Below are 15,913 nucleotides of genomic sequence, written 5' to 3' on the forward strand. Positions count from 1 at the left end.
GTGCGTTGGCCGCTTATGGCATGCGCCCCGTCGGCTATCAACGCGCCGCGCCGATCATGCCGCGATCCGGCCCTTCCCGGCGTCAAGCAGTTCGTCCAGTTCGTCCGCCGGCCGCCCATGGGAGAAATAATATCCCTGCCCTTCATTACAGCCTATGTCCGCGAGATAGCGCATTTGCGTCGCGTTCTCGACGCCCTCCGCCGTCACGCGCATGCCGAGCCGCGAGCCGAGCGCCACGATCGTATCGATAATGGCGTGAGAGGCCGGATCCGCGCCGATCGCCTGCGTGAATGCGCGATCGATCTTGATCTTGTCGAACGGGAAGCTGCGCAGATAGGTCAGCGACGAAAACCCAGTCCCGAAGTCGTCCAGCGAGATGGAGACGCCGAGCGCGCGCAGCGCTTGCAACGTCGCGAGCGTCGCTTCGGCGCGCTCCATCAGCAGCGACTCCGTAATTTCGATTTCGAGCCTGCCCGGCGCAAGTCCCGTGCGCTCCAGGATTCGCGCCACAGTCGCGAACATGTTGGATTGACGGAACTGCAAGGGCGAGACATTGACCGCCACCTTGACGTCGCGCGGCCACGCCGCAGCGTCCGCGCAGGCCTGTTCGAGCACAAATTCGCCAATCTGGGAAATGAGCAGCGATTGCTCGGCGAAGGGGATGAATTCGCCCGGCGGAACGAGACCCCGCGTCGGATGACGCCAGCGCACGAGCGCCTCCATCGTGCGCACCGCGCCGCTGCGCAAATCAACGATCGGCTGGTAGTGGACGACGAACTCCCGCCGGGCGACCGCGCAGCGAAGCTCGCTATCGAGAATCGCGCGGTCTCTCGCGGCCTGATCCAGCGCCGGCTCGAAAACGGAGCAAACGCCCCTGCCCGCGTTTTTGGACGCGTATAGCGCCAGATCGGCTTGCCGCAGCAACGCTTCCGGACAATGCGAGTCGCGCGGGGCGCAGGCGACGCCCACGCTGGCGCCGATGACGATCGTATGTCCGTCTATGTCGAAGGGCCGGTAAAGGTTCTGAAGCAAGCCGTCGGAATATCGCGCGATCGACTCCTGGTCGGCGCAACCGCGGCGCAGAATTGCAAATTCGTCGCCGCCGAGCCGTGTGACGACATCCTGATGCCCGGCGGCTTCCAGCAGGCGCAGCGACGCCGCCTGGAGGACGCGGTCGCCCACGGAATGGCCCAGCGTATCGTTGACCTGCTTGAAGTAGTCGAGATCGACGAGGAAGACGGCCAATTCCGCTCCGGCCGACAGCGCGCATTCCAGGCATTCGCGGAAGGCGGCGCGGTTCGGCAGATTAGTCAGCGGATCGTGCCGCGCCATGAAGGCGATGCGCGCCTCGGCCCGGTTGCGCTCGGTCGTGTCGACGGCCGCGACGAGCACGGCGGCTTTTCCTTCGTAAACGAATTTGCGCCAATAGATCAGCACGTCGATCTTCGCCCCGTCCGCCCGAAAATGCATGTCGGGTTTTTCCGGCGCGTCGAAACTGACCTGGCCTGAGGCGGCGATGTCTTCGAAACTCATTCCTTTGAGCGCGTCGCCCGGATAGCCGTAATGAGCGATCGTCGCGTCGTTGACGGCGACGATGCGATGGGTTTTCTCGTCGAGGACGAACATCGGAATGGGATTGCTCTCGAACAGCAATCGAAACGAGTCCTCGCGCGCCTTCATTTCGGTGATGTCGATGCGCAGGCCGATCGTGCAGTCGTTCGGCAGGCGCCGCTCGTCGATCATGATCCAGCGGCCATTGGCGAGCTGCTGCTCGTGCCTTTGTCCGGGATTGGCGAGGCGGCGCATACGCTCCTCCACCCATTCCGCCTCACGTCCGAACGCTTCCGGATAGTCGCCGCGCGCCACCCCTTCCCGCAAGGTGTCGACCATTCGCACGCCGATTCTGAAAAGATCGGCGCTGCGAGCATAGATCTCGGCGTAACTGCGGTTCCAGTGAATGTAGCGTCCGTCGGGGTCGAGCAGGACGACGCCTTCGGGAAGTTCATCCATCGCCGCGCGCAGGAGGTCGCCCTTGCGCTCCGCCGCCCGCGCCCAGTTGCGCGCGCGTCGCGATCCTTTCACGAGCTTTACCGTCCGCCCGAACCGGTCGAGCCGCTGCAGGGAGGAAAGGAGCGACTTGCCGAAGTAGAGCGCTCGAGTAGCGTATGTGGTTGTCGCGTCCATCGATTTTTCTCCAGGATCGGAGCCATCCTCATCTGGACGCGGTTAAATGAACATCAAAACCCCGGAAATTGACAATTGCGACGCAAACAGAGCTAACCATGTGTTTCTTTGCGCTTTTCTTCGGCAGCGTCCGCGCAGGATTTTGGCGCCTTGCCATTTTGCGCGTCTGCGCTTGCCGGTGAAACAGTCACGGCCAGAGCTGAAAATCTCCTTACGTAGACACGATTTAATTCATTGCGGCGCGCCAGTCGCCCCGCGTGCAGAGAATGCTGTTGGAGGACCAGTCGCCCGCTCCGCTTCCAGCGTTCATTTTTCCGCTGACCGTGGCGGTGACGCCGAGAAGCTTCAGGATGAAGGAAACGGCGCCGTCGGGGCCGATATGCCCGGAGGCGGACGCCGGGAGCCCCGTGAGCTTCGTCACCTGACCGCCCTGCACCACCGCCGTTATCCGCTTGCTCTTGACGGGGCAAAAGAAGCTGGAAGTCGACGCGTCGATGGTCCAGACGCCGTCATAGCTCCGCGGGGCCGGCGCCGAGCGGGCGGGGTCGCTCTCTGCGGGACCCGTCGCGACCATTCCCGACGAAGCGAGCGCGAGAGCAAGGCGAAGGGCGAAACGCAACGCTGCGACCATGTCAGTCCTGCCGTCATTTCGCATCATGGGGGAGGAATATGGCGTTCCAGGTCCATCCTCCTCACCGAGCCTGACGCGCCATGGCGCTTCAGTCATTTCTTGCTCGCCCGAGCCATGAGTCCCTCGGCCAGGCGGTCAAGATGCTCGGCAAGTGCGCTCGCATCCTCGAATTCCTCATAAGCGCCGCGCTCGAACGCGTCTGATCCCAGTTTCGCCGCAGCGCGCAGAACGTCCAGTTTGGCGGCGTCCTCGCTTTCGCGACGCGCGACCATGCGCAACCCTTCGCGCAAGACTTCGCTTGCATTCTGATACCTGCCGCTTTTCACGAGGGCGTCGATGAGCTTTTCCTGCTGTTCGGTAAGGACGACATTGCGGGTCGGCATGAGGGCTCCCATGGCGAAAGGTCGATTGGCATATTATGCCATATGGGGAGGCGTCTCCAATCCTTCGAGACGGCGTCGCGCGACAAGCGACAGGTCCGCCAGAATTCACTTTCCCTCGGAAGAGCCGCCCTGCGGACCAATTGCTAAGCCCGTGACCCGGTCGCTTCCGGCGCCATGTGACGGTCAACCGGCGCAAAGGGCCTGCAAATGACGATCGTGCTCAACCACATAATTGTGGCGGCGAAGAACAAGCGGGACGCCGCGCGCTGGTTCGCCGGGATCTTCGGGCTGCCCTTCGACGAGACAGCCGCCACGCATTTCGCGCCGGTGAAGGTCAACGACACGCTGACGCTGCTCTTCGACGATGAGCGGAACTTCCCGCCTAGCCATTACGCCTTCCATGTCAGCGACGTCGAGTTCGACGACATTTTCGGCCGGGTGCAGGCGAGCGGCATGAAATTCGGCAGCGCGCCGGGCAATTTCGAGGACGGCAAGCTCAACCACTGGAATGGCGGGCGCGGCGTCTATTTCAGAAGCCCCGACGGGCATGTGCTGGAATTGATGACTGTCCCGCAGTAACGGAAGGGGGTCTACGCTCCCTCCTCCGCCTCCACATAGCGAGGAAACACCGGCGCCGGCGGCGGCAAAGGCGCGCCTTCCTGCAGCGCATTCGCCTCCCCCGCATGGGCGAAATCCCGCTCGTCCGGGCCGACGCCAAGTGAGTCCAGAAATTTCCCCGCCGCCTCCGGCATGAACGGCTGCAACGGGATCACGAGACGGCGCAGCGTCTCGGCCGTCACATGGAGGATCGTCTCCATGCGCGCGGGGTCGGTCTTCTTTTTCGCCCAGGGCTCTTCGCCCGCGAAATAGCGGTTAGCATCCGCCACGACGCGGAAAATCTCCGCGAGCGCATGATGGGGCTGATAGGCGTCCATCGCCGCGCGCGCCTTCTCCAGCGCGCCCAAAGCCTGCGCGAGAATGTCCCTGTCGGCGCCGGTCAGCTCGCCCTTCTTCGGCACGACGCCGCCGCAATTCTTGGCGATCATGGAAAGCGAGCGCTGCGCCAGATTGCCGAGGTCGTTGGCGAGGTCGGCGTTCATGCGCATGACGATCGCCTCATGCGAATAATTGCCGTCCTGTCCGAAAGGCACTTCGCGCAGGAAGAAATAGCGCATCTGGTCGACGCCGTAGCGATCGATCAATTCTTGCGGCCCGACGACATTGCCGAGCGATTTCGACATCTTCTCGCCTTTCGAGAAGAGAAAGCCGTGCACCACGATCTGCCTTGGCAGCGGCGCGCCGGCCGACATCAGGAAGGCCGGCCAGTAGATGGCGTGGAAGCGGGTGATGTCCTTGCCGATTACATGTGCGTCGGCGGGCCAGTAGCGCGCCTTCTCGCCGCCGGTCAGCCAGCCGGTCGCGGTGATGTAATTCGTCAGCGCGTCGACCCAGACATACATCACATGGTCGGCGTTGGTTTCCGGGCTCAGCGGGATCTTGACGCCCCAGTCGAAGGTCGTGCGCGACACCGAGAGATCGTCGAGCCCGCGCTTCACGAAGGCGACGATCTCGTTCCTGTAATGCTCGGGCGTGATGAAGTTCGGGTTCGCTTCGTAGAGCGCGAGGAGCTTCTCGGCATAGGCCGAGAGCTTGAAGAACCAGCTCTCCTCCTCCACCCATTCCACCGGCGTGCCGGTCGGCGCGTATTTCTTGCCCTCGCGCTCGGTCAGCTCGTCCGCCGCGTAATAGGCCTCGTCGCGCACCGAATACCAGCCGGCGTATTTGGAGAGGTAGATGTCGCCATTCGCCGCCATGCGCCGCCACATTTCGAGCGCCGCCTCCTTGTGGCGCTCCTGGGTGGTGCGGACGATGTCGTCGGCCCGGGCGTTGAGCGCCTCGCCCATGCGCGCGAATTGCGCGGCGACGCCATCCACGAATTGCTGGGGAGTGACCCCTTCCTTCTCCGCCGTGCGCTGCACCTTCTGGCCGTGCTCGTCCATGCCGGTGACGAACAGCACGTCATAGCCGTCGAGCCGCTTCCAGCGCGCAAAGGCGTCGGTGGCGATGCGCTCATAGGCGTGGCCGATATGGGGCGCGCCATTCGCGTAAGGAATGGCGGTGGAGATCATGTAGGTGGGACGCTCGCTCATGGCGCTGATCTAGCGTTCTTTCGCAGCGCGGGGAAGTCGCGGGCTTCGCCATTCGGCGAGCCGGTCTGGCGGAGTTGGCGTTCATCTCTCCGAAACAACCGACCGGATAAAGGCTCTGGCCCTGCCGGGACTCCGCGAATCGCGACTCCCCTTCCCGGCCGTCGCGCGTTATCTTTTTCGCATCTGCGGGAGCACGAATAATGAGCCTATCGAGAGCGCCAAGAGACATTGCGCGTAAACTCGCGGAAAAAAGCCGCGCGCAATCAGAAGGCTGGCGGCGCGAGACCTTCACTTTGCCCCGCCTCGACGCGCGGGCGAAGGCGCGCGAATGGTTCGACCGCTACCCCAAGGCCGCCTATATGACGGAGATCGAGTTCTGGCGCGAGCTCGACGACGGCCGCATTGAATTCGTCATCCGTCGGTTGCCGAGCGCCGATTAGGGCGATTCGGAGCCCCCTTCCAGCTGGAAAAACGGCTCACAGCGCGTAGCTCTGATCCGCTTCGTGAAGCAAGCTCGCGACATTGCTCGCAAAGACGCGCGCGATCGCTCTGTCGCCCACGCCCAGCTCCCTGAGCTCCCGCGCCATCGGATGATCCCCCAAGGCGAGGGCGCCGCCGCCGGGAAGGCGCGAAAGGCCGTAAAGTCCTTCCGTTTCGATCCGATGCCGAAACAGGCGCCCGTCCTTGACCGTATAGATGCGAAAGGAGCGGCGCTCGATCTTGGCGGGAGCTTGCTCGACATCCAGCGTCAGCGCCTCCACGCCGTCCGCACGCAACCGGCAGCGGCGGAGATTGTCGATTTCCTCGAACTGGATTTCGGCGAGCCGCTTCGGATAACCCCAAAACTTGCCGAGCTCGCAGGCGTCGGCTGTCGTCACGGGCATATGAAGGACGAAAAAGCCGAGGCTGCGGAACATGTTCGGCAACAGCAGCGGGAGCGCCGGGAAATTGACGACCGGCCGGTGGAGAACCGGCGTCATCACCGCGACTTCGTTATAAGCGGCGAGGCCGTCGACGCGCCGATATTCGATCGCGGCGATGGAAAGCACGGCGACCCCCGGCGCGATCAGCGCGGGCTTGAGCTTCCGGCTTGGCAGAAGACGCCGCATGCGCGCCGCGGATGCGGGGAAATGCGCCATGACTCCGGTCCAGTCCCGATAGAGAACCGGAAGCCCGACGCGCCGCCCGCTCGGCAGGTCGATATGGTTGACGGCGGCGCGCCGCAGGATTTCCGCGACCATGGCGGCCCTTTCCTGCTGCTGCGAGGCCCTCAGCGTCGAAAGCTAGCGCGCATCTGGACGAACAGCACGAGCGCGACGGCGAACGCGATGATCCCCCAGCCATAGGCGAAGGTTCCCGTCGCGTCGCGCAGCGCGCCGAAGGCCGGCGGGGCGAGCACGACGAAGATCTGATTGACCGCCATTGCGAGGCCGATCATGAAACCGATGGCGTTCTTCGGCGCAGCCTCGGCGACGAGCGCAATCCATGGCCCGTACCAGCCAAAGCCGAAAAAGCCGAGCCAGACGCATATGGTCGCGACCGCCCAAAGCGGCGCGCCGGGCGCGCTTAAAAAAGCGGCGATCCCTGTCACGACCGCGACCATGCTCATCGCAAGCGGGAAAAAGCGGCCGCGCGGGCTGCGATCGCTCCACGCCGCGAGCAGCATGCGCGCGGCGGCCCCGGCGAATTGCGCGGCGAAGAGAATTTTCACGCCTGTTTCGACAGCTATGCCGAAACGGTCGCGCAGGTCGAGCGGCAGATAGACCGTGATCGCAAATTGCGCGCTGACCAGCGTCGCGCCCGGCCCAAGGAGCGGCGGGAGACGCGGCGCGACCTCCGTCAGATGTTCACGCCATTGCCCAAAGCCGCGCCGGCGTTGGGGAAGCTGCTCGGGCGGCTGACGATAAAAGAAGGCGAAGAGCAGCCCGCTCGAGAGCGCCGCGACAGCGCCGAGGTCGAAGGCCGCGCGCCAGCCGTGACGCGCGGCGACGACGGGCAGGATCAGCGCGCCGAGCGATGCGCCAAGCGGCAGGCCGGCCTGCCTGACGCCCATGGCGAAACCGCGCGTATCCGGCGGAAACCAGGCGGAAACGACCTTTCCGCCGCCCGGCTGCACGGTGCAGTAGCCAATGCTCGCGACAACGAGCCAGAAAAGCATCGCGCCATAGCTTTCCGCCCGCGCCGCAGCGAAAAGCGACGCGGCGACCAAGCTTGCGCCAATGCCGACAATGAGACGTTCGTTGAAACGGTCGAGCAGCGCGCCCGCGACGAGCAGGCCGGCGATGAGCGACCCTTGCGCCGCCGACATTGCGAGACCCACCTGCGCCGCGTCCAGACCAAACGCCGCCTGCAAAGCCGGCCCCAAGGCGCCAAGCCCCTGAACGAGGAAGCAGCCGCCGACCTGCGCGAGCGTCGCGAGCGCGAGCACGGCCCAGCGATAGGGGGATGGGCGGTGCGGCGCGGGCGCTGTGGACAAGGCGGTCGTTCCGTGGCGCGCTTCGCATCGACGGCGGCGCCGCGAAGTTCACGCGCGGCGTTTTATTGCATGGCCTTGGCGAGAGGAAAAATCCAAAGCGATTCTTTCGTAGGTTCAAAACCTTGCAGCAATGCAAACGCCAGCGCCGCCGGGCATTAGGGAATGAAGGCGTGGCGGTGGGACAAGCTGCGTTCGCCTCGACGCTCACTTTTTCCGATCGCCAAGAGTTCGATCGCCATGAGCAAGGCCTCCGTCGTCGTCTCCGGGCACGAGCAGCACCAGCCTGTATGCGGGAGCGTCGGCGGGCGTGAAGGAATGCTGCTCGAACCATAATCGTCCCGAGACCGGGTGATCGAAAGCGCGCAGGCCGCCTTCGCGATGCAGGACGTCCTGCGCATCCCAGGCTCGCGCGAAGAGAGGGCTCTCGTCGCGGAGCGCGTCCACGAAACGTTTGACGCGGACGTCCCGGAACATGTGTCCGTAATCGGCGCGAAACTCTGCGAGAAGCCGCAACGCGCGCGCCTCCCAATCGGGAATGAGGCTCCGCGCCGCGTCATCGCAAAATACGAAACGCAGAAGGTTGCGCTGATGCTCGCCGTCGAGCCAACCGGCGAAGAGATCCGCCGCCGTGTCGTTCCAGCAGCAGGCGTTCCAGAAGCAGTCGAGGGCGTAGGCCGGATGCTCGGCGGCGCCGACGAAGGCGCGCAGCGAGCGGGGCGTGGAGTCGATCGGGCTCGACGGCGTTTCGGGATCGATGCGGCCGGCGAGTTCAAAGAGGTAAGCGCGCTCGGCGGCGGAGAGCGACAGCGCGCGGGCGATGCGGCCGAGGGCTTCGGGCGAGGCCTGAACCTCCCGCCCCTGCTCGATCCAGGCGCACCAGGTCGCGCTGATGCCCGCGCGCGCCGCCAGCTCCTCCCGCCGCAGGCCGGGCGTGCGCCGGCGACCGCCGGGAGCCTCGGGCCGCGCCCGCTCCCGTCGCCCGCGAATGAAGTCTCCGAGAAGCCGCCTTTGATCCGTATCGAGCATGGGAGGCGTCATAATAGGATAATTTACTGGCTTGTAACAGTTTCAGGGCCGCGCAAACTGCCTTTCCGACGCGGGAGGACAGCGATGACGAACGCCCACGAGAAACTTGTCGAGGCCCAATTCGGGCCGCGCGCGAAAGCCTATGTCGACAGCGCCGTGCATGCGCGCGGGCCCGATCTCGACGCCCTGGAAGGCGTCGTCAGCGATGCGCATCCGGTCCATGCGCTCGATCTCGGCGCCGGCGGCGGCCATGTCTCCTACCTGATGGCGCGCCATGCGACTCGGGTGACGGCGGCGGACCTGTCGGAGGAGATGCTCGCGACCATCCGCGCGACGGCGCGCGCGAATGGTCTGGCGAATATCGACGCCGCGCAGGCCCTGGCGGAGCGCCTGCCCTTTCCCGACGCGCATTTCGACTTTCTGGCGAGCCGATATTCGGTCCATCATTGGCGGGACGTCGAGGCGGGATTGCGCGAGGCGCACCGCGTCCTGGCCCCGGGGCGCCGCGCCGCGTTCATCGACGTCTATGCGCCCGCAAAGGCGCAGCTCGATACGCATCTGCAAGCGGTCGAGTTGCTCCGCGACGCGTCGCATGTCCGGGATTATTCGCTTGCGGAATGGGTCGCCGCGCTCTCTCGGGCCGCGCTTTCGATCGAAACGCTGCGAAGCTGGCGGATTCGTTTGGACTTCGACTCATGGACGGCCCGCATGCGAACGCCCGCGGACAATGCCCGCGCGATCCGCGCCTTGCAGGCGGCCGCGACCGCCGAGGTCGCAGGCCATTTCGCGATCGAGCCGGACGGCTCCTTCACAATCGACGTGCTGATGCTGGTGGCCAGGAAATGAAGAAGCGGCGACGCCTCTGTGGTCGCCGCTTGCCCTTCCCTTCCCGCCGCTTATAGTCCGCGCGTCTCTCACGCCGGAAAGGTCCATGACGATCAAAAGCCTCCGCATCGGTACGCGCGGCTCGCCTCTCGCATTGGCGCAGACCCATATGGTTCGGGCGCTGCTCGCTGAGGCGCATGGCGTCGCCGAGGCGCATTTCGACATCGAGATCATCAAGACGACCGGCGACCAGATTCAGGACCGGCCGCTCTCGGAATCCGGCGGCAAGGGGCTCTTCACCAAGGAGCTCGACGCGGCGCTGATCGCCGGCGCGATCGATCTTGCGGTGCACAGCTCGAAGGATCTGCCGACGCATCTGCCGTCGGAGATCCTCATCGCCGGCTATCTGCCGCGCGAAGACGTGCGCGACGCCTGGATCGGCCGCAACGGCGCGGCGATCGACCAATTGCCTGCGGGCGCGGTCGTCGGCACGGCCTCGCTGCGGCGCGCGGCGCAGGTCAAGCGCAAGCGTCCGGACCTGAAAACGACGCTGCTGCGCGGCAATGTGCATACGCGGCTCGGCAAGGTCGAGAGCGGCGAGGTGGATGCGACGCTGTTGGCCCTCGCCGGGATGAAGCGGCTGGGCCTCGCGGATCGCGCGACGGCGCTGCTGCCGCTGGAGGATTTCCCGCCCGCCGTCGGGCAAGGCGCCATCGGATTGACGGCCCGCGCCGCCGACTCCGAGACGCAAAGCGCGCTCGCGCCGATCCTCGACGAGGCGACGGCGCTCGCGCTCGCCGCCGAGCGCGCTTTTCTCACGGCTCTGGACGGCTCCTGCCGCACGCCGATCGCGGGCCACGCCACGGTGGCGGGCGGCGACCTCTCCTTCTATGGCGAAGTGCTGAAGGCCGATGGCAGCGAAGTCTGGTCGACGCGCCGCAAGGGACGCGCCATCGACGCGGCGATGATCGGCGCCGACGCCGGCAATGAGATCGTGCTGAAGCTGCCCCACGGCGTCGCGGGGCTGATGTGACGCGCGTTCTCGTGCTCCGTGCGCGAGAAGACGCCTTACGTACGTCGGACAAGCTGCGCGCGATGGGATGTACGCCGATTGTATCTCCCGTGCTGGAGATCATGGCCGCGGGCGCGTTGATTCCGCCCGGCGATTACGACGCCGTCATCGCGTCGAGCGCCAAGGCGATCGAATGCGGCGGCGGAGCCGAGCCTTACAAGGCGCTGCCCTTCCATGTCGTCGGGGCCAGGACGGCGAAAGCCGTTGAAGCGCGCGGCTGGCGGCCGGAAATTATGGCGGGAAACGCCGAGGCCATCCTGCCGCTACTCCTCGCGCGATATTCCGGGGCCGCGCATTTTCTTTATCTCGCCGGGCGGGACCGGCAGGCGGCGCTGGAGGCGGGGCTTACGGGCGCCGGACATCGTATCACGTCCGTAATCGTCTATGAGGCCCGGGCGGCCGCGTCTTTGACGGACGAGGCATGCTCGGCGCTGCGCGCAAGAGCGGTCGATTTCGCGCTCCATTACTCCCGCCGCAGCGCCGAGATTTTTCTGAGCCTCGCGGAAGCGGCCGGGCTCTCCGGCGCCTTGCCAGGGATCGCCCATATTGCGCTTTCCGCCGATGTGGCGGCGCCGCTGGAGGCGCTGGGTCTTGACGTTACGCGCGCGGAAGAGCCCGATGAGGACCAGCTGCTCGCAGTTTTGGCGCGGCGCGTCGGCTAAACGGCGCGCCAAGGCTGCCATCGGCCCTGATCTGGGACGCCGCGCTATCGATCCTCGCAGGCGTTGCAGGCGCTCGCGGAGATTTGACGCCTGCATCGCCCACGCTTGTCGGCCATGGGCCGCGCGCCACGACGGCGACGAGAAGCAGATGGGAGCCCTACCACCCGCAAGCTGTTCCAAAGATCGGCGCTTCGGGAAAAAGCGAACTGCCGGCCCCCGCTACCCCATATGGGGGGATGAACCCTAATTACTGAAATAATATTATATTTCCTGTCGGAAATATTATGCCGGCGCCGGGGTCTTCTGGCCCCTGGCCTGTGGGACGCTTCCGAAATTGGGGCGGGAGCGCGCGGCGGCGGGGAAGCCCGCCAAACGCGCAAGAGGCTGCAGCCGAGCTCACCGAGGCCGCGTCGAAAAATCGTCGCGGCCCTCTGTCTTTTCAGGGTTGGCGCCTTCCGGCCTTCTGCTTTCGGACGCTGTCGCATTGCGGCGCGAGCGGGCCAGGCGTCGTTCGGAATGAGCGCGAGGTCTAGGCGCGCAAGAAGACGCCCTGCCCGTTTTCATCAAAATAGTCGATCCGCAGACCCTGTAATTTATGGCTATCGTCAAACATAAACCGCACAGGACTTGGCCCAAAAGCATTCTCTCCACGTGGCTGAAAGGTGAAAATCTCGCCGTCATAATGACGCATAACGTAAGGCGTATTTTCTGGACCCACGAACAGCGTCATATTGTTTACGTCTACCGTAATCCTAAGCGGTCCGTAAAGTTCGTTCTGATAGGTTCCGGCATGGTCCGATAACGCGGCGGGCGGCCTGGGGTCGGCGGGCGGCTTCGAGTAATCCGCGCCGAAGCCATAGGTCGGCTTGGACATTTGCGCAAAGGCGCCGCCGAACAGCGCAAGCCAGTCGCGCTGGATTTTGCCGGCCGTAACGAGGTCCAGAAAGCTTCGGCAAACAGCCTCCGGCGCGCCGACGGGAGACGTATTGCTCAACGCCACGACGCCCAGTTGCAGCTCGGGCAGGATGTTCACGCAGGCAGCCGCGCCGAACGAAAACGCGCCGGAATGCCCCCAGCGTACTAACGGATGTTCGTTATAACTAATGTCCCAACCGAGCCCGTAAAAGGTCGGCGCCGCTTTGGACGGATCGGCAGGGTCGGTCGCGATCTGCGGGCGATGCGTCTCATCAAGCGCGCCGGCGTCGATGATGTCCCGCCCGTCGAATTTCCCGCGCGCAAGCTGTAGCCGGACCCACGCCGCCATGTCGCGCGCCGAGGCGCTCGCGCCGCCGGCCGGCGATTGCGCATCGGGCTGACGCTGCGGGCCGGCCACCCACCGGCCGTCACGGCGCATATGGCCGAACGCCCTGTTTACGCGCGCCGTAAACTCGGCGTTGCTCGACGTCGCGCTCGTCATTCCGATGCGGCGATATAGCCGCTCGCTCGACAATTCCTCCCATGATCGACCAACCGCCCGCGCCGCTGCGACGGCCGCCGCCGTGAAGCCGAAATTGGTATAGGCGTAGGATGCGCGAAAACTCCCCGACGGCCTGATAAAGCGTAGCCGCCGCAGGATCTCGTCGCGGCCATAGCCAATGTCCTCCAGCAAATCGCCGGCGTGATCCGGAAGCCCGCTGCGATGGCAGAACATGTCGCGCAGCGTGATCTCCTTGCTGATCCAGGGATCGCTCATCGCGAAATCGGGGAGGAAGCGGACGATCTTGTCGTCCCAGGAAACGCGCTTGTCGCCGACAAGCCCCGCCACCACCGTCGTCGCCAGCGGCTTGGAGAGCGACGCAAGGGCGAAGACGGTGTCGGCGTCGACCGGATCGGCTCCCCCTGCCCGCCTCACGCCGAAGCCTTTGAGATAAACGACCCGGTCGCGCGACACGACGGCGACCGACATGCCGGGCGCGCCGGTCTTTTTCATCGTCTCCGAGACGATCCGGTCGAGGCTCGCAAGATGCTTCTCGACCGCATCCTCGCGTAAGGCCGTGGGGCGCGCCTCGGCCGCTCCATGCGCGGCGAGCGCGAAGCCCGAAGAAAGAATGGCCGAACGTCTCGTCATCGCCATGCCGCACCCCCGCGAATGTCGCCAAGGCGCAGACAGTAGGTCGATTTCAGTTTTCGACCAAAGCCCAGCCGATCAGCACCATCACCGGCCCGACGATCGTCTCGCTCGCGACCTTCCCGGGCAGATCGGCGATCGTGCCCTTGATGATGCGTTCGTCGGGAGTCGACGCGCGCTCGATCACAAAGGCAGGCGTGTCATGCGCCATGCCCTCCTCGAGCAGCCGCCGCGACAGAGCCGGCAGCGTGCGGTTGCCCATATAGACGGCCGTCGTCGCGCGGCGGTCGGCAAGCGCGCCCCAGTCGAAATCCTCGGGAAATTCGCCGTCCTTCGTATGGGCCGTAATGAATTGCACGCGGCGCGCCGTCTCGCGGCTGGTCAGCGACGCTCCCAAAGCCGCGGCGCCGGCGCAGGCGGCGGTGACGCCGGGCACGATCTCGATATCGAAGCCCGCTTCGCGCAGCGCGGCGATCTCCTCATTGGCGCGGCCGAAAATCAGCGGATCGCCGCCCTTGAGGCGCACGACATTCTTGCCCACGCGGGCGAGGTCGACGAGCAGCGCGGTGATCTCCTCCTGCCGCACGGAAGGCTTGTAGCCGCGCTTGCCGACATTGATGCGCGTCGCCTCCCGGCGGGCGAAGTCGAGAATGCTCGCCGGCACGAGATCGTCAAAGAGCACCACATCCGCGCCGGCGAGCGCGCGCATGCCTTTGAGCGTGAGAAGTTCCGGGTCGCCCGGCCCGGAGCCGACAAGCGTCACGCGCCCGCGCTGCGCGGCGTCGCCGGCGTCGCGCGCTTCGGTCAGAAGCGCGTCTCGATCTTTCTGCTCCGGCGGGCGCTCTATGTCGCGAAAAGCGAGCCTCGTGAAACGGCGCCAGAAATCGCGGCGCGCCAGAAAGTCGAGGCCCGATGAAAGGACCTGCGGACGCCAATCCTGCGCCGCCTTGGCCCAGGCGGCGAAGGTCGCGGGGACGAGCGATTCGATGCGGCCTCGCACGGCCTGCGCGAAGACAGGCGACGCGCCGCCGGTCGAGACGCCGATGACGAGCGGCGAGCGATTGACGATCGCGCCCATGATGAAATCGCTCATGGCCGGGCGGTCGGCGAGATTGAGCGCCACGCGCGCCGCATCCGCCGCTTTGCGGGCCATCTCCGCCTCCGCGTCGTCGAAGGTCGCGCCGAATGCGAGCGTCGCGCCCTGGAAATCGGAGGCCAGCGCCGCGCGCTGATGCAGCGCGACATTGGCGCGGGCCGCGGCGATTTCCAGCAATTTATCGCAAGGGTCGCGGGCGAAGACGTCCACCTGCGCCCCTGTGGCGGCGGCGAGATCGACCTTCCAGGCCGCGCCCTCGCCCCCGCCGATCACCACCACCCGCTTGCCGGCCAATGGGAAGAACACCGGCAGCGTTTCGAGGGGCTGCATGATTTCGGAGGAAACTTCGTCGGGTTTGCGGGTCACGATCCGGGCCTATGTGCTGGAACCCAACGCATAGCCCATCGGCAGGGGCCACAAAAGGCGCCGCGCCGGAGCGGCGGTCGCATGGCGCTTACGGCGCCCAAACAAAAAAGCGGCCCTGCGTCAGGGCCGCTTCCATTGATAGCGCGAGGCGCGACTTACTTCGTGCCGTCGGCCTTGAACTGCGACAGATAGGCCCAGACATTGTCCTGGTCGCCTTCCGAGGCGAGGCCCTGGAAGATCATCTTGGTGCCCGGCACCTTGGCCTTCGGGTTCTTGATGAACTCCTTGAAGGAGGCCTCGTCCCAGGCGATGCCGGAACCCTTCATGGCCTCGGAATAGTTATAGCCTTCGACCGTGCCGGCCTTGCGGCCCGACAGGCCGTTGAGTTGCGGGGCGACGGCGTTCTTGGCGCTCTCGCCGACCTGATGGCAGGCTTTGCACTTGGCGAAGACCTTCTCGCCCGCGGCGGCGTCGCCCGCGGCGTAGGCCTGGCCGGCGAAAGCGGCGAAAGCGACGCTCGCGGCGAACGTCAGCAGGGAAATCGTCTTCATCCTTGATCCTTTCCTCATCCTCGGCGTCGCTCAGCGACCGCCTATTCTTTGAAACTTGCCTGCCAAAGTTGGGCGCCTCCCGGGCGCTCTTTAGACGGCTTGGAAACTACAAGAAGGGGCGTTCCGACACAATACCGCCACTGCTCAGTCTCGTTACTGGACGATAGGAGGCGAGAACTGAACGGGGACTGAACCATGATTGAACCCGCCTCCGAATCGCGCCGTTTCATGAGTCCGGAATGATCGTCGCCGGCGCGCGCGTTCGGCTGGTTTCCCTGCCCGATTGGACGCTATCCGGCCTGCCGGAAGAGGAACAGGCCGCCTTGAAAGCCTTTGTCGGCGGCCGCGCCGACGTGACGGAAGTCGACGCTCACGGCTATGTCAGGATCGCTTCGGGAAGATGACCGAGCAGGACCGCGAGGC

The 15,913-nt window shown here is 65.3% G+C and carries 16 protein-coding genes; 6 read left to right on the forward strand and 10 right to left on the reverse strand.

What is annotated here, in order from left to right; genetic code table 11:
- Window positions 1-54 precede the first annotated feature (54 nt).
- The 3 genes from MMG94_RS04015 to MMG94_RS04025 form a co-directional block, all read right to left on the reverse strand.
- Entirely contained in the window at window positions 55-2,184 is a 2,130-nt protein-coding gene (locus MMG94_RS04015; protein WP_016921101.1) for a putative bifunctional diguanylate cyclase/phosphodiesterase, read from the reverse strand.
- Between the two features lie 226 nt (window positions 2,185-2,410).
- Complete coding sequence (locus MMG94_RS04020) at window positions 2,411-2,911, reverse strand: hypothetical protein (RefSeq protein ID WP_154420035.1); 501 nt, start codon at window positions 2,909-2,911, stop codon at window positions 2,411-2,413.
- On the reverse strand, window positions 2,908-3,198 hold the full coding sequence (locus tag MMG94_RS04025; protein ID WP_040579423.1) for a type II toxin-antitoxin system ParD family antitoxin: 291 nt from the start codon (window positions 3,196-3,198) through the stop codon (window positions 2,908-2,910). Before MMG94_RS04025 ends, MMG94_RS04020 begins: the two co-directional genes overlap by 4 nt.
- Window positions 3,199-3,405: 207 nt before the next feature.
- Between MMG94_RS04025 and MMG94_RS04030 the strand changes: the two genes are divergently transcribed.
- Window positions 3,406-3,777 carry a VOC family protein gene (locus MMG94_RS04030; RefSeq protein ID WP_016921104.1) on the forward strand — a complete coding sequence of 124 codons (372 nt, stop codon included), beginning with the start codon at window positions 3,406-3,408 and terminating at the stop codon, window positions 3,775-3,777.
- Window positions 3,778-3,788: 11 nt separating this feature from the next.
- Here the strand turns inward: MMG94_RS04030 and metG are convergent, their stop codons facing one another.
- Window positions 3,789-5,327, reverse strand: a complete 1,539-nt coding sequence (gene metG / locus MMG94_RS04035; RefSeq protein ID WP_040579424.1) for a methionine--tRNA ligase — start codon at window positions 5,325-5,327, stop codon at window positions 3,789-3,791.
- Between the two features lie 221 nt (window positions 5,328-5,548).
- Between metG and MMG94_RS04040 the strand changes: the two genes are divergently transcribed.
- On the forward strand, window positions 5,549-5,788 hold the full coding sequence (locus tag MMG94_RS04040; protein ID WP_016921106.1) for a hypothetical protein: 240 nt from the start codon (window positions 5,549-5,551) through the stop codon (window positions 5,786-5,788).
- 36 nt (window positions 5,789-5,824) lie between these two features.
- Here the strand turns inward: MMG94_RS04040 and MMG94_RS04045 are convergent, their stop codons facing one another.
- From MMG94_RS04045 to MMG94_RS04055, 3 genes are all read right to left on the reverse strand, one after another.
- Window positions 5,825-6,589 (reverse strand): acetoacetate decarboxylase family protein, encoded by a 765-nt coding sequence (locus tag MMG94_RS04045; protein WP_016921107.1) that lies wholly within the window; start codon window positions 6,587-6,589, stop codon window positions 5,825-5,827.
- 29 nt (window positions 6,590-6,618) lie between these two features.
- Window positions 6,619-7,824, reverse strand: a complete 1,206-nt coding sequence (locus MMG94_RS04050) for an MFS transporter (protein ID WP_026016426.1) — start codon at window positions 7,822-7,824, stop codon at window positions 6,619-6,621.
- Between the two features lie 204 nt (window positions 7,825-8,028).
- Entirely contained in the window at window positions 8,029-8,850 is an 822-nt protein-coding gene (locus MMG94_RS04055) for a helix-turn-helix transcriptional regulator (protein WP_016921109.1), read from the reverse strand.
- 84 nt (window positions 8,851-8,934) lie between these two features.
- Between MMG94_RS04055 and MMG94_RS04060 the strand changes: the two genes are divergently transcribed.
- The 3 genes from MMG94_RS04060 to MMG94_RS04070 all read left to right on the forward strand — a co-directional run bounded on the left by MMG94_RS04060 (window position 8,935) and on the right by MMG94_RS04070 (window position 11,409).
- Window positions 8,935-9,696 (forward strand): class I SAM-dependent methyltransferase, encoded by a 762-nt coding sequence (locus tag MMG94_RS04060; protein ID WP_016921110.1) that lies wholly within the window; start codon window positions 8,935-8,937, stop codon window positions 9,694-9,696.
- Window positions 9,697-9,781: 85 nt separating this feature from the next.
- Window positions 9,782-10,708: a hydroxymethylbilane synthase gene (hemC, locus tag MMG94_RS04065; protein WP_016921111.1), complete on the forward strand. Its 927-nt coding sequence runs from the start codon at window positions 9,782-9,784 to the stop codon at window positions 10,706-10,708.
- The gene (locus MMG94_RS04070) at window positions 10,705-11,409 is read left to right on the forward strand and encodes a uroporphyrinogen-III synthase (protein ID WP_026016427.1); all 705 of its coding nucleotides are present in this window, start codon (window positions 10,705-10,707) and stop codon (window positions 11,407-11,409) included. Before hemC ends, MMG94_RS04070 begins: the two co-directional genes overlap by 4 nt.
- 529 nt (window positions 11,410-11,938) lie before the next feature.
- On the opposite strand, the gene MMG94_RS04075 is transcribed toward MMG94_RS04070, so the two are convergent.
- The 3 genes from MMG94_RS04075 to MMG94_RS04085 form a co-directional block, all read right to left on the reverse strand.
- Window positions 11,939-13,483 carry a serine hydrolase gene (locus MMG94_RS04075; RefSeq protein WP_016921114.1) on the reverse strand — a complete coding sequence of 515 codons (1,545 nt, stop codon included), beginning with the start codon at window positions 13,481-13,483 and terminating at the stop codon, window positions 11,939-11,941.
- A 46-nt stretch (window positions 13,484-13,529) separates the two neighbouring features.
- Entirely contained in the window at window positions 13,530-14,939 is a 1,410-nt protein-coding gene (cysG, locus tag MMG94_RS04080) for a siroheme synthase CysG (protein ID WP_016921115.1), read from the reverse strand.
- 155 nt (window positions 14,940-15,094) lie between these two features.
- Window positions 15,095-15,490 carry a cytochrome c-554 gene (locus tag MMG94_RS04085; protein WP_016921116.1) on the reverse strand — a complete coding sequence of 132 codons (396 nt, stop codon included), beginning with the start codon at window positions 15,488-15,490 and terminating at the stop codon, window positions 15,095-15,097.
- Between the two features lie 239 nt (window positions 15,491-15,729).
- Here MMG94_RS04085 and MMG94_RS04090 point away from each other — a divergent pair, with 239 nt between their 5' ends.
- On the forward strand, window positions 15,730-15,894 hold the full coding sequence (locus MMG94_RS04090; protein WP_016921117.1) for a hypothetical protein: 165 nt from the start codon (window positions 15,730-15,732) through the stop codon (window positions 15,892-15,894).
- The last annotated feature ends 19 nt before the right edge of the window (window positions 15,895-15,913 follow it).

It is taken from the genome of Methylocystis parvus OBBP (assembly GCF_027571405.1).
Taxonomy (GTDB): Bacteria; Pseudomonadota; Alphaproteobacteria; order Rhizobiales; family Beijerinckiaceae; genus Methylocystis; species Methylocystis parva.

Excerpts from the sequence above, each read along its gene's own strand:
- MMG94_RS04030 (WP_016921104.1), top strand. The coding sequence starts at position 3,406 with ATGACGATCGTGCTCAACCACATAATTGTGGCGGCGAAGAACAAGCGG.
- MMG94_RS04020 (WP_154420035.1), bottom strand. The coding sequence starts at position 2,911 with ATGACTGAAGCGCCATGGCGCGTCAGGCTCGGTGAGGAGGATGGACCT.
- MMG94_RS04085 (WP_016921116.1), bottom strand. The coding sequence starts at position 15,490 with ATGAAGACGATTTCCCTGCTGACGTTCGCCGCGAGCGTCGCTTTCGCC.
- hemC (WP_016921111.1), top strand. The coding sequence starts at position 9,782 with ATGACGATCAAAAGCCTCCGCATCGGTACGCGCGGCTCGCCTCTCGCA.
- metG (WP_040579424.1), bottom strand. The coding sequence starts at position 5,327 with ATGATCTCCACCGCCATTCCTTACGCGAATGGCGCGCCCCATATCGGC.
- MMG94_RS04060 (WP_016921110.1), top strand. The coding sequence starts at position 8,935 with ATGACGAACGCCCACGAGAAACTTGTCGAGGCCCAATTCGGGCCGCGC.
- MMG94_RS04040 (WP_016921106.1), top strand. The coding sequence starts at position 5,549 with ATGAGCCTATCGAGAGCGCCAAGAGACATTGCGCGTAAACTCGCGGAA.
- MMG94_RS04025 (WP_040579423.1), bottom strand. The coding sequence starts at position 3,198 with ATGCCGACCCGCAATGTCGTCCTTACCGAACAGCAGGAAAAGCTCATC.
- MMG94_RS04090 (WP_016921117.1), top strand. The coding sequence starts at position 15,730 with ATGATCGTCGCCGGCGCGCGCGTTCGGCTGGTTTCCCTGCCCGATTGG.
- MMG94_RS04055 (WP_016921109.1), bottom strand. The coding sequence starts at position 8,850 with ATGCTCGATACGGATCAAAGGCGGCTTCTCGGAGACTTCATTCGCGGG.
- MMG94_RS04045 (WP_016921107.1), bottom strand. The coding sequence starts at position 6,589 with ATGGTCGCGGAAATCCTGCGGCGCGCCGCCGTCAACCATATCGACCTG.
- MMG94_RS04075 (WP_016921114.1), bottom strand. The coding sequence starts at position 13,483 with ATGGCGATGACGAGACGTTCGGCCATTCTTTCTTCGGGCTTCGCGCTC.
- MMG94_RS04015 (WP_016921101.1), bottom strand. The coding sequence starts at position 2,184 with ATGGACGCGACAACCACATACGCTACTCGAGCGCTCTACTTCGGCAAG.